9 protein-coding genes and 1 pseudogene are annotated in these 12,233 nt (G+C 59.7%); 4 read left to right on the top strand and 6 right to left on the bottom strand.

Translation table 11 applies throughout. From position 1 onward, the window contains the following. The first annotated feature begins 345 nt into the window (after positions 1 to 345). A complete protein-coding gene (locus M3A49_RS01230; protein ID WP_254356735.1) occupies positions 346 to 1,503 on the top strand; it encodes a porin in 1,158 nt (385 codons plus the stop codon). A gap of 195 nt (positions 1,504 to 1,698) precedes the next feature. On the opposite strand, the gene M3A49_RS01225 is transcribed toward M3A49_RS01230, so the two are convergent. The 4 genes from M3A49_RS01225 to M3A49_RS01210 form a co-directional block, all read right to left on the bottom strand. Beyond that, positions 1,699 to 2,970, bottom strand: coding sequence for an MFS transporter (locus M3A49_RS01225; protein ID WP_266227166.1), 1,272 nt, complete (start codon positions 2,968 to 2,970; stop codon positions 1,699 to 1,701). A 61-nt stretch (positions 2,971 to 3,031) separates the two neighbouring features. Continuing rightward, complete coding sequence (locus tag M3A49_RS01220) at positions 3,032 to 3,841, bottom strand: siderophore-interacting protein (protein ID WP_266227165.1); 810 nt, start codon at positions 3,839 to 3,841, stop codon at positions 3,032 to 3,034. A 65-nt stretch (positions 3,842 to 3,906) separates the two neighbouring features. Further along, on the bottom strand, positions 3,907 to 4,641 hold the full coding sequence (locus M3A49_RS01215) for a helix-turn-helix transcriptional regulator (protein WP_416338896.1): 735 nt from the start codon (positions 4,639 to 4,641) through the stop codon (positions 3,907 to 3,909). A gap of 757 nt (positions 4,642 to 5,398) precedes the next feature. After that, entirely contained in the window at positions 5,399 to 6,787 is a 1,389-nt protein-coding gene (locus M3A49_RS01210; protein WP_266227164.1) for a hypothetical protein, read from the bottom strand. Positions 6,788 to 7,155: 368 nt separating this feature from the next. Between M3A49_RS01210 and M3A49_RS01205 the strand changes: the two are divergent. Continuing rightward, positions 7,156 to 7,401, top strand: a pseudogene (locus tag M3A49_RS01205) (YbhB/YbcL family Raf kinase inhibitor-like protein); the annotation flags it as partial. 40 nt (positions 7,402 to 7,441) lie between these two features. Here the strand turns inward: M3A49_RS01205 and M3A49_RS01200 are convergent. Then, positions 7,442 to 8,191: a glyoxalase superfamily protein gene (locus M3A49_RS01200; protein ID WP_266227163.1), complete on the bottom strand. Its 750-nt coding sequence runs from the start codon at positions 8,189 to 8,191 to the stop codon at positions 7,442 to 7,444. A 451-nt stretch (positions 8,192 to 8,642) separates the two neighbouring features. On the opposite strand from M3A49_RS01200, the gene M3A49_RS01195 reads away from it, so the two are divergent. Then, a complete protein-coding gene (locus M3A49_RS01195) occupies positions 8,643 to 9,467 on the top strand; it encodes a hypothetical protein (RefSeq protein WP_266227162.1) in 825 nt (274 codons plus the stop codon). A 24-nt stretch (positions 9,468 to 9,491) separates the two neighbouring features. Here the strand turns inward: M3A49_RS01195 and M3A49_RS01190 are convergent, their stop codons facing one another. Continuing rightward, positions 9,492 to 11,039: a hypothetical protein gene (locus tag M3A49_RS01190; RefSeq protein WP_266227161.1), complete on the bottom strand. Its 1,548-nt coding sequence runs from the start codon at positions 11,037 to 11,039 to the stop codon at positions 9,492 to 9,494. 337 nt (positions 11,040 to 11,376) lie between these two features. On the opposite strand from M3A49_RS01190, the gene M3A49_RS01185 reads away from it, so the two are divergent. Continuing rightward, a complete protein-coding gene (locus M3A49_RS01185; protein WP_266227160.1) occupies positions 11,377 to 11,658 on the top strand; it encodes a hypothetical protein in 282 nt (93 codons plus the stop codon). The last annotated feature ends 575 nt before the right edge of the window (positions 11,659 to 12,233 follow it).

Genomic DNA, 12,233 nt, shown 5'->3' with positions numbered 1-12,233 from the left:
GACTAACATCATGGTCATAAAGTTTCATCGACCCGGAAATTTTAATCGCGTGATATCGCCCGCAATTAATCCACTTTCCACAATAATCGAATTGCCGCGCTGATCCGGGCGTCGCGTGTTTGCCACACGGCCTATTCGGGCCGATCGATGTATTACTCCATATTTCCCATTGAAGACAAGGACTTACGGATTATTATTCTGATATTTCCAGATTCAGCAAATAACTGTTACAGCAATTGCCAAGGCGATTTAAAGCCTTTGACACGTAGACTTCGCCCGGGATTGCCGGTGTGGCTCCAATACCCGGAGCCGCGTCAGTGCGGTCTGAATGTCATAAGGAAAGTCATGAAGAATACTTTGATTATCGCGGGCGTCCTCGGCGCATTCGCAGCCTCCGCTCACGCACAAAGCAGCGTTACTCTCTACGGCGCACTGGATGCGGGTATCGTCTACGCGAACAATGCAGGCGGCCACGCCGCATGGAACCAGGGTAGCGGCACCGTTGGCGACACGTACTTCGGCCTGAAGGGCAGCGAAGACCTGGGCAGCGGTCTGCATGCGATCTTCACGTTGGAAAACGGCTTCAACCTGAACAACGGCAAGGACACCGAGAGCGGCACGATGTTCAACCGCCAGGCGTTCGTCGGTCTGCAGAGCGACCGCTTCGGTACGTTGACGCTCGGCCGCCAGTATGACTCGATGGTCGACTACCTCGGCCCGCTTTCGGAAACGGGCTCGGGCTACGGCAACAACCTCGCCGCTCACCCGTTCGACAACGACAACCTCGACCACTCGTTCTCGATCAAGAACGCGGTCAAGTACCAGAGCGTCAACTACCAGGGCTTCAAGTTCGGCGGCATGTACGGCTTCAGCAACGACGCTGGCCAGTTCGCGAACAACCGCGCATGGAGCGCTGGCGCATCGTACGGCAACGGCCCGCTGAACTTCGCGGCTGCCTACCTGCAGATGAACAACTCGCCGACGAACACGAACAGCAACGGCGCGAATTCGGCATCGAACGGCAATAACTTCAATCTGTCGGCACAAACGCAGCGCACCTTCGGCGCAGGCGTGAACTACAACTACGGCCCGGCAACGGTCGGCTTCGTGTGGACGCACACGCAGTACGAAAACCTGATCGCTGGCGGCCAGGGCGGCAACACGTTCTCGATCCCGTCGGGCACGAACCTGCACATGGACAACTTCGAGCTGAACGGCGCCTACGCGCTCACGCCGGCTCTCGCCCTGAACGCGTCGTACACGTTCACGGACGGCAAGGTCACGGGTTCGAACGGTTCGGGCGATCCGAAGTGGCACACCGTCTCGCTGACGGCTGACTACTCGCTCTCGAAGCGCACCGATGTCTACGCCGGCGCCGTGTACCAGCACGCTTCGGGCGAACTCGGCGACGCCGGCGCGAACGTTGCGATGATCAACACGCTGTCGCCGTCGACCTCGCAGAACCAGGTCGCCGCAACGGTGGGTCTGCGTCACCGCTTCTAAGCATCAATGGCTCGCTCCCTCGTGGAGCGACGCCGCGCGAGCACCCGATCGGCCGGTCGGGTCCCGCGCTGCACGCGGGCAAGCTACACGAGGCCCGCGGTTTCATCCGCTTTCTACCTGAAGCACGACCGGTTCGCGGTGCGTGGCACGCTCATGAGGCGCGCCAGGCCTGCGAACCGGTTTTTCTTTTGCGGCTCAGGATTGCGTAGCCGCAGTCGTAGGCGCTGTGCCCGCAGGCGCGGCCACGTCACTCGACACGTCTTCCGACGCGCCCCGCACCCGCGAAACCCACAGCACCGCCACGCACGTGAGCGCCGCGGCGATCCAGCCGTTCTGCCCGAAGCCGATGATCGCGCCGTTCGCGCCATTCGTAAGCCACTGGCCGCCCAGCCACGCGCCGATGCCCGTGCCGAGCGCCTGCACCGCGCTGTTGGCGCTCAGGAACGCGCCGCGCCGCGCGGGCTCGGGAATCGTCGTGAGCAATGCCTGCATCGGCACCATGCGGCCCGACATCGAGATCATGAACAGTGCGAAGAACGCCACGAGCGCGAGGAAAGGCAACGCAGGCAGATGCGTGACGAACAGCACCGGCACGAGCGAAACGAGCGCCATCACGCGGAACACGCGGCGCTTGCCGTAGCGGTCCGCGAGACGGCCCACCGCGCGCGAGGTCATGAACGTCGCCGCACCGCCCGCCATATAGAGCCAGGAGAGCTGCTGCGGTGCGATGCCATGATTGCCGACGAGCATCGGCGCGATGAACGGGATTACGAGCATGTGGCCGGCCATCATCGTGAAGGTGAGCGCAAAGGCCTTCAGGTGACGCGGCAGCGTGAGCAGTCGCCAAAGGTTTGGCAGCACTTGCGCGAGCGGCGTGCGCTGGCCGAGATGTCCGGTGAGCGAGGGCACGAGGCGCGAGCCCGCGAGCCAGATCGCCACGGAGAGCACGACGAGCAGCATGAACGGCGCGCTCCAGCCGTAGTGCGCGCCGAGCAGCACGCCGGCCGGCACGCCCGCGATGGCGGCGATGGAGAACGCAGTCATGATGACGCCCGTGGCCCCGCCGCGCCGTGCGGCGGGAATCACGTCGCTCACGATCGCCATCACGATCGAGCCGAGCACGCCGCCGGTGAGACCCGCGAATGCACGCGCGGCGAGCAGCAGATGAAAGTTCGTGGCGAGCGCGCAGGCGAGATTGGAGAGCGCGAACAGTGCGTAGGCCACTTGCAGCAGGCGGCGGCGATCGAAACGGTCGATATACGTCGCTGCAAGGAGTCCTGATAGACCCGAACAGAGCGAATATGCGGAAACAGCCGTCGCGAACGCGGCGGGCGTGATCGCGAACGCGTGCATGATCTGCGGGCCGAGCGGCATCATCACCATGAAATCCATGATGACGGTGAACTGCGTGAGCGCCAGCAGCCAGAGCAGCGTGCGTTCGCGCAGCGGTGTGAGAGAAGGGATCATGTATGGGCTTGGAGCCTGAAAGTAAAAAGGCGCGGCAGTGTTGCCGCGCCAGCGAGATCGATCAGTCGTCGATCGTTTCGTGGGCCGCCTGCGCGCCTCGCCGCCAGTAGGCGGAAGCGCGAATGCGCTTCTTGTCGACGCCGCGCTCGTTGCACAAATGCGCGCGCACCGCGCGGATCGCCGAGGCTTCGCCGGCGGCCCAGACGTAGCCTTCGCCCGGCGGCAGCCATACTTCGGACACGCCGTCTACGAGCGGCTGCTCCGATTCGCTTTCGTCGCGATAGCACCACGTGGCGTAAAGATCGGCTTCGGTGGGCAACGCGATGCGGGCTGCGCGATTCGCCACTTCCACGACCACGGCCACGCGCGCGCCGGCCGGCAGCTCCGTGAGGCGCCGCTGAATGGCGGGCAGCGCCGTTTCGTCGCCGATCAGCAGCTGCCAGTCGAAGCCCGTGGGAATCACCATGGAGCCTCGCGGGCCGCCTACGCCGAGATACTGGCCGGGCTGCGCCTGTGCCGCCCATGCCGTGGCCGGGCCGGCTTCGTGCAGCGCGAATTCCAGATCGAGCTCGTTCGCTTGCGTATCGAAGCGGCGCGGCGTGTAATCGCGCGCGGCGGGGCGCTCGACGCCTTCGGAGAACACGACGCCGTCTGGACCGAAAGTTGGCAGTACTGGCTTTTCCTCACCGGCGGCGGGAAAGAACACCTTGATGTGATCGTCGAACGACGCCGAGACGAAGTCGCCCAGATTACCCGTGAGCGTGACGCGGACGAGCGAGGGCGAGAGCGCCGTGACGCGCGCCACACGCAACAGTCGGAATTTCAGCGGGTGACGCACACGGACGACTTCGAGTTGGGACGGGTTCTGCATGTATGGCTCCGATGATGTTGGGGTGGCGCGGCACGGGCCGCCGCGTGGCGCGCGGAAGCGGGTTGTCAAACCTCGCTGTCGTCGCTGCCGTTTTCGATTTCCTGGGTGGCGCGCGCAAGAATCGCGGCGATGCGGCGCTGCTCCTCCGGCGCGGCGTCGGTGCGGCGCAGGAGCGCGCGCTTGAGCGCGCGGCGCGCCTCGATCAGCTCGCGCACCCAGGCGCTGCCTTCGGCCGGATCTTCGCCGGCCATGGCGCGGCGCATGACTTCCATCTTGCGGCCGAAGTGCGTGAGTTTCGCGAGGATCAGGTCCGCGCGTTCGCGGTTGGTCTCGAGGTACGCGCGGCCTTCGGGCGAGAGCTCGTAGCGCTTGCGGTTGCCTTCGAGCGTCACGCTCACATAGCCCAGTTCTTCCAGGTACGTGAGGGCCGGATAGACCATGCCGGGGCTCGGGCTGTAGAAGCCGTTCGAACGCGCGTCGAGCGCCTTGATGAGTTCGTAGCCGTGGCTCGGGCGCTCGGCGAGCAGCACGAGCAGCATGAGTTGCAGGTCTTCGGACGTGAACTTGCGGCCACGGCCAAAACCGTCGCCGTCGCCGAAACCGCCGAAGCCGCGGCCGAAACCTTCGCCGAAGCGATCGCCAAAGTCGCCGGGACCTTCGCCGCCACGATGGCGGCCCATGGCGTGGCGCAGCGCATGCAGCGCCTGCATGGCCGGGTGGCGGCCGCTGGGGAAGTCGCGCGGATCGCGCGCGGCGTGGCCGTGACGGCCGGTGTGACCAAAGTGCGGATGGTGGCGCATAGGGCCTCCTTGTCTGGTGAGTGTCTTAAAACATGTCTTAAGATATATATCGTAAGAGTGTTTGTCAAAGGGAATATTTGGGGTAACGGGAGACAACAAAGTGTGCGGGAACGCAAAAATTGCGTTTCGGAGACAACAAAGTGTGCGGGAACCGCGAAATTTGATGTGCAGTGCACAATTTTTCTCTGACTTTGCTATCGAGAGATAATTTTGATAGCGTCGAGGTGCGGTGCAATCACACGTAGATTGAGCGCACCGCGGAGCATGGACGCGCATCTTCGCTGGTCCAAAATATAGGGTCGTATCAGCATTTGCCGTCTAGCGCGTTGGGGGCGGCGACTTTCGGCCTTCGGGTTCGCTGGCTGTACGCCATGGCGCGCGTCGAACCGAAGCGATGACGAACAGAAACGCCTTGAAGGTGTTCGCGCAGCTATCGAGAGCGGAAGATTTCCAGGTTTGAAGGAGACGCTGCCCATCCACGTTCCGAAGGGGAAGGGCTCCTGTAAGCATCCCCGACAAGCTAAAGACGACGGAAAGGAGGCTCCTGTCTGGAGCCAGGCCTTCGAAAAGAGCGACTACTGGAAATTCCACGGCGCGACGAAGGAGCATCGCTTCTTCGTCACGCAAAAAGTGCTACCACCGCTCAGGCTGCGACTGGCGTAAAACAGGCTTCGATTGTCTGTGCTGAATGGTCTTCGCTGGGAAGTTCATAACACACGCGTTGCGACAGAAGCCCTAGCGCAACGCAATGAGTGCGCTATGTACGCTGGGGCATAGTAGAGACGCGCAGCGCAGCGACATCTGGAGTGCATAGTGTTAGTACGCCCGATTCGTACCAACATTGCTCATCCCTTACTAGCCATGGTGTCTCGGCACACACGCTCGGATTTTCGGTACGGGGTTTCAGAACACACGTTGTGTAATAAGGGCAGACATTACGGCGCGTCACGGGAATTTCCGATGTGGCGAGAAGTTTCCCTCCTGGACCGGCGTGCAACGCGACGAAGCGGAAAGCTGCGTGCATTCTCCGCCGACCGTCACGGAGTAGCTCATCGTCGTTTTCTGGTAGAACGAACTCTACGAGTATGTCTCGTCCAACGTCGTCTTCAAAACCGTCCCGTTGCTGCTGAACAGTACAGTCTCCAAACACTTTGATGATTTCAGTCAAGTTGTTGACGTCTGCTTTGATAACATCGACTAGCCAAAATTCAACAAGTGGGTTTTTGCGGCGATGGGCGAAATTTCTCCGGAAGACCTCTACTGTGCTTTTTATCGCGCGACCCATTGGTTCGTCGTTGGGGAACCGACTCTCTAGTTCCACGAGGCGCTCTTCAACCCAATCTTTCGAGTCAGATAGGAGACGGATGAGCGTCTCGTTTATCAAATGCATCACATCCTCTCCCGCAGAGCACGCTTGTTCTGCGCGTTTAAGAATGTCGACGAGAACTGTGGGCGGGTCGGATTCTTGCAATGCGGCTAGTCCACATGCAAGAACGCATTCGTCGGTGATGGATGGGGCAATTTTTTTTGCCAACGCCCTGAGAAGATGATACGGCGCAAATTCTAGTGGTCTCGGCTCCGCACCGAGCTTACGCGTCAGTCGCTCTTCAAGCATGCAAGCAACTGACTCGACTATTTCATGTGGCCCAACTTCTACACTCATGTCGAAAAACTCGCCGCTTTCATTTTCGATTTTGAGTTCTGCTTTGATGATTTGTGTTGTGACGGTCAGCTCTGGCAGCGGAAATTCCAGAAGTTCCACTTTCGTCACAGTCACATTTTCAAAGATGATGTTCCCTGGAGCATTATTCTGACGCTGCGAACGTTCCGCTCTAGAAAACGCGAACTTTTGATGAAGCCAGGTGTTCTCTTGGTTCGAAATTGAGGGCGCGCCGCGGCAGAGCCCGTCTTCCCCCATGGCGTAACGTGCATGGCCCCATAGGTGGACCAGATTCGCGAATGCGGACAAGCCGTGAATCGTCGATACGTTGTGAAAGAAGTGAATCCACTCGTGAAAGAAGTAGCCGATTTCATGAGGTCCGACCAGTCCACGCGGATTCTTGTAGTCATTGAAGGCGGGGAGGTCCTTCCCGAGCTTAATCACTAAGAGGTCGGGGAGATAAGACGCGATTGCTTGGTTTGTCATTTTAAGCGTGGGTAGCGGTGGTCTCGAATTGGGTGTGGGCGCTGGGCTCGAGCGCGGTAGGGTCTCGCACGTGCAGCCGCCGTCCGCAACGATAGCAGGAGCACGCGAATCCCATGTTCGACACACACATCTCGTCCGGGGCGTCTGTGTGCAGTGCCTGTTCTCTAGGACGCGTCCATTGCGAGGTCCTGGATAGGGAGGACGGTGTGCGCCGGGCTGCGGGGTGCGGTCGATAACTCTCAACCCGTCAAATTGATTGGATTTGTAGCATATTTGACGCGCTGTGCGCCGTTGGGGTTGGTGGAAATGCCTAGAATTTCTCGCTCGTCAACGAGCCATCGAGCCTGAAATCCACACCTACCGACCCCATGAAAGTATTCAGCCACAGCTTCGTCGACGGTCGAGTTATCCCCGGCGAGTTTGCGTTCGCGGTCGCAGATGCGACGTCGCATATTGCGCTCTCCTCGAACCGGAATCCGCACCTCGCATGGACCGACGCGCCCGAGGGCACGCAGTCGTTCGTTGTCGTCTGCCACGACCCGGATGTGCCGAGCAAGGGCGATGAGTTGAACAAGGAAGGGCGGGCTGCAAAATCCAATGAAAGCGGTGTCGATGACTACGTCAACAGGCTGCTCCGCGCGTCTCAGCCAGGCACTAGCCGCCAGACGTGCGTCCGCGCATCCAGCTACTGACGTTAGCTTCAACTTCATCGGCTGCGGCTAGCGCGCGCTTGATGACTTTGCAGAGTTGCTCATCTGCGAGACCGACGACGGAAGGGTGCCAGATTTCGTCGACGATGCCATCGCCGAGCACGTCATCGAATTCGTACGTAACGAACATGACCTCAAACTCATCCCAGTTCAACGTAGGGCAAAGCTTGAGTTCGAAGCGGTTACCAATCCGCTTTCCGAATGCCAGCTGGAGCCAGCCTCCGGATTCAGCCTTGCCGAGGCCCGGCTCTCCTACGATGTAGCGGAATCGCTGCTCGAGGGCCGTCGACTGGAGGGCAAGGTATAAATCAGCACGCAGTGAAGATTCGCTTTCTCTGCATTCGACGTAGTTCTCGCGGCGCGTTGACCGCTGACGTTCTGCATGTTCCCCGTTATGTGCCCGCCAGACTTGCTCCGGCCAGCAGCATCCGAAGCGTTCCACCCATGTCACCACTGGGATTTCCGATAGCGACCGTTGATAGGATTCAGACCGACGTTCATTGTCTAGGCCGGCGGAAAGCGCACGCGTTCCGCGTGGGTCGAGTTCGGCGGCCAACGAGTTCCAATCGTTGAAGCCACGAAGGCGTGCTACCGCTTCTTGAGCTGTGGAAAGAGAAATGTCGAGTTCTTTCGACTGGAGGAAGCGGCGAAGGATATAAGCGGCATTGCTGGGTGTCGGTTCGATGTTTTTCAATTCTCGCTCCATCGTTAGGGCGGGGGCTTTGCGCATGTTGTCCTCATTACACGCATCCCTCGCACGTACGATTTGCGATGAACTGAAAATCAATAGCCCCGATTCACCATGCCCTTTTCAGGGGGAGGACGGCGCGCTGGAGCGGCGCACCTAGATTATACGTGTGCCGCTCACATCGGCCAACACTGGGTGCGGGGAATACAACGTGGATGCCATTGCGACAGAGGCTGCTTGCGGAGGCGAGCAGGCGTCTATATAGCTACGATGCTGCGACGGCAGTCTACGCGGATAACTTTGCCTGGGTTCGTTCTTCCGGTAGACAAGGACACGGCGCTGGTCATTAGAGAACGCCTGCAGATACGCCTTCGGCACGTAGTGATTTCGCTTCTTGATAGTCATCGCCAGAAACGTATATCGTTGCGGAGTCGACAGTTACCGAACCATCAAGGATATGAGAGTCAATCACTTCACCCGACCGACTGTAGCTGCGGCTGTCGGCGTGCTCGACGCCTCCCTCACCCAGGCGAAATTCGACCAGGTGGTATTCAGGCTGGGATTGGAGGCCAGTATACCGTTCGACACCAGTCTGAGCGTATCGAAGAAGGCAGCGCTGCTCGCACGTGAGGTGGCGAAAGCCCATGAGGAACTTGTCCGGACTGCAGACGGCGTTGTCACGTTGGCTGAAGCGGTTGTCCGAGAGGCGGTGTCGACAATGACTCCGTCCACGCATTCAGAAGGGCAGGAACGGCTGATGCGCGCTCTGGCTCTCGACGGCTTTGTCATACAGTGGAGTGAAGCGTCCAGGGGGCGCGCCGCTCCTTCGCTGCGTGCGGCGCTACCTGACGAGGTAGACCTGCCAGAAACTGACGACGAAGTCCACCAACTCTTGAACCACTACGGCTTCATAGAAAGCAAGGGGCATCTCGACCAAGCCATTGAGGCACATACGCGTGGTGATTGGGCCGCAGCGAACAGCCAGACGCGAACGTTCATGGAAAGCCTGTTCGACGCGATAGCCCGTAACATCGACGACGGCCCGGGTTCTGAAGGGACGTCCGAGAACCGTCGGGCAATGCTTGCGAAGCGCGAGTTCTTATCCGTTCAGCGCAACGAATGGGCAGGCGACGGTAAGGGGTACATCAACGGCCTTTTCAAGATGCTGCACACGGAGGGTTCACACCCTGGGCTTTCCGACGAGGATAGGAGCACCTTCCGTCTGCATCTCGCATTGGTGACCGCGCGAACGTTCCTTCGGCGACTCAAGAACGGCGGATAGCGCTATCGAGTCGCCCCGGGGCTGTTACGACGACCGGCGCGAGCGGAGTCTTGCCGACTTCAAGAATGCTGCTCTCGTCTGCATCCAGGATTTGCAACGGGCGAGAAAACTCACTCTCGTTGGTGTCGGCGCTTGAGGTGGTTGCCATGCGGCGACGGGGCCAACGTGAACGTCTATACCGTACGCGAAAGCCGCTTGATTTTCGGGCGATTCAAGATAGAGAATTGCGGCGCAGCTTTGCGCAAGTTCGCGGTAAATCTCATTGTCGGTCGCGCAGCTGAACAGCAGACCGAAGTGCATCTCTGCGTCTCCGCTTCTGGCGATGACTTTCATCTGGAGGGCCTGTTCGTCCGGTTCACCGACCTCGACCGCCCAGCCAGAGTTTCGGAGCGGGCGTACGAGGTCCTTGATGCACTCCTGCTTCAAATGTGCCTTTCGCAGCCCGACGCCATTGTCGGTCGGCATCGGAGGGACTAACTGACCATATTTTTGGTAGTTCTTCTGCTCCACCATTTTCAGCAGAGTCTGCCCCTGCGCTTGAAGGAGAGCCTGCTGCCATAGTAGGCGGCTGTCGTTGTTCATCTCCGGAAGCATCAGCGGAACGGCGTTCGTCTCATCATGCCAGGACTCGATGACTCCGAAGGTCGCCAATGCGACGACTAGCCGTCGGAAGTTTCCGCCATTCGCCCAATCTGTTGAGGTACCGTGTGCAAAGACGTGCCGATTCAGCCACGTTACGCCATCGTACTTGTCGGTCTGGCGATAGAAGACCTCTTTTAGCCACCGACGGAACGTTTGAAATGCAAAGACTCTCTCGTCTAGCCCATATAGATACTCTTTGGTGCTGTATTCGCCTGGCACCCAGTTATGGTCAAAATGGATGCGGGCTGCGAGCGCGCACGCGCGGTCAATGACGCGGTCAATTTGGTCGGTCACCGACAGGTTGCCGTTCTCCTCCGAGATGCGTTGAAGCGCGCCCTCCATAACAGGAATGAGCGCCGCAATGCTCGATGCGCGATGACCTGCAAAGAAGGCGAGATATGCCTCGCGGGCAATCGGGTAGAACGTGGAAAGGGTGCGCGATTTCGAAATGAACTGCGCGACGCAGATGGCCTGGAACGGGAGCGTGTATATCGTGGAAGTGTGGTAGTCGAAGCGGGCTATAGCTTCTTCCTTCGACCGGTGCTCAATGTCCGCCAATAGCGGCCCGGTCTGACCTCGGGCGACCCATAGAGGCGCAAACCATTCCACTTTCGACCACAGGGCTGCCTCGCGCTCGCGCGCCTTCATGTTCGCGAGCCAGGATGGGTCGTCGGAAGCGGAGACCGTGGGGAAATATGCAGTTTTGCCAGCGACAGTCAGGACCACCGCAGGTATCGGCCGGAAGGCGCCGACCTTCCGTTCAGCCACTTCTTGAACGACGACCCCAGCGTCTTTCGCCCACAGCGAGATTGTTTCGGCGTTGAGGTCGCTCAAACTGGGCAGCTTGCGAGCGCGACACCATAGCCCGGCAAACTTTTTATCCAGCTTCGCGTCACTGTCAATCGGGTTGCCCGCCATATATTCGTCCATTCAACTCAGCTGGGTGAAGTAGTTCGTTCGCGCTCAGGCGAGGTTCGTTTCCCGAGATGACAGAGCACGCTTGGAATTACGCATTTCGTAGCCAACTTCTAACAAATTGCTCGTTCGCATCTCCTCGATTCTCATTCAACTGGCCGAAATGTCAAAGCCACTTGCATCGTGGTGCGCGGGCCGACGAGCGTCTTCGGAACCACGGCCGCTTGAGGCGCCCGGTCGTTGCCCCATGAGTTCAGGGTTTACGTTAGCTTGAACGATGGGTGGCGGCCCGTATTTGCGTTCGTAGCGTCCGGGGGTCTGGGCGCAATAATTGGGCAAAAGAGGACGTCAAATGGCTAGGTTTACCACGCGGGTAGAGTTGCACAGCGCAGTCAGCACAGACTACGACAAGTTGCACGACGAGATGGAGTCCGAGGGTTTCACGAGAACGTGGAAGGCCGACGGCGGCACGGTCTACCAGCTTCCTACGGCGGAATACGACTACCGAGGAGAGAAGACCCGGTTGCAGGTGCTCGAACTCGCAAAGAAAGCGGCGAAACGAGTCAAGTCCAGCTACGAAATCTTCGTCACGGAATCTGCTGGTCGTAGCCACTACAACCTGACGGAGGCTTGACCCTCCGCTTCCTCTTGCGACGGGCCGGTACTGCGCCGGCTTCCCGGCCACGAAGCTGTCTAAGCCGTACGCGTTGCCGAGGGCGCTGACCGTCGCTCGGACGCACCTGGAGGTGCAACTCCCGTCGGTGACGCATGGCTGTTGTAGCAGCGCAGTTTCGCTCGGGTAGGCCGAAAGTCTACGGCGGCGATATTCGGAGCGTCCGGTTCCTCGACGGGTAAGCGCGGGAAGGGCGCTCTGGCCCGTCGAAGGTGACGGCGACGTCGGGATGCCGCAACTGGACAGCTTGCCCGGATTGGCTATCGAAAGCCGGTCGTCCAGGAGATTCACTACCTCTGCGCTACGTACCTTTCCTGAGACTCGAGTTTTACGTAAGCGGCCAGCACTTACTGGGCCGCGGCCGTCGCGCTCATCCACAGGGCGAAACTGGTTGCTTACGGCGACACGAAGCTTTTCGTCGCCTGCGAGGAGAGTTAGTCGGTAAAATCGCAAACCACTAGGAAAAATACACGGGCTCTGGGGACCTCCACGACCGCAGTGCCGCCAAAAATCGGCCCGTGAGATTTGGGGTATGC

It is taken from the genome of Paraburkholderia sp. CNPSo 3076, assembly GCF_026343935.1.
GTDB lineage: Bacteria > Pseudomonadota > Gammaproteobacteria > Burkholderiales > Burkholderiaceae > Paraburkholderia > Paraburkholderia nodosa.
The sequence above is the reverse complement of the archived record's forward strand: the minus strand, read 5'-3'. Positions and strand labels throughout refer to the sequence as shown.

Coding starts and splice junctions, on each gene's coding strand:
- M3A49_RS01190 (WP_266227161.1), bottom strand. CDS start 11,039: ATGGACGAATATATGGCGGGCAACCCGATTGACAGTGACGCGAAGCTG.
- M3A49_RS01185 (WP_266227160.1), top strand. CDS start 11,377: ATGGCTAGGTTTACCACGCGGGTAGAGTTGCACAGCGCAGTCAGCACA.
- M3A49_RS01225 (WP_266227166.1), bottom strand. CDS start 2,970: ATGATCCCTTCTCTCACACCGCTGCGCGAACGCACGCTGCTCTGGCTG.
- M3A49_RS01215 (WP_416338896.1), bottom strand. CDS start 4,641: ATGCGCCACCATCCGCACTTTGGTCACACCGGCCGTCACGGCCACGCC.
- M3A49_RS01220 (WP_266227165.1), bottom strand. CDS start 3,841: ATGCAGAACCCGTCCCAACTCGAAGTCGTCCGTGTGCGTCACCCGCTG.
- M3A49_RS01230 (WP_254356735.1), top strand. CDS start 346: ATGAAGAATACTTTGATTATCGCGGGCGTCCTCGGCGCATTCGCAGCC.
- M3A49_RS01195 (WP_266227162.1), top strand. CDS start 8,643: ATGAGAGTCAATCACTTCACCCGACCGACTGTAGCTGCGGCTGTCGGC.
- M3A49_RS01210 (WP_266227164.1), bottom strand. CDS start 6,787: ATGACAAACCAAGCAATCGCGTCTTATCTCCCCGACCTCTTAGTGATT.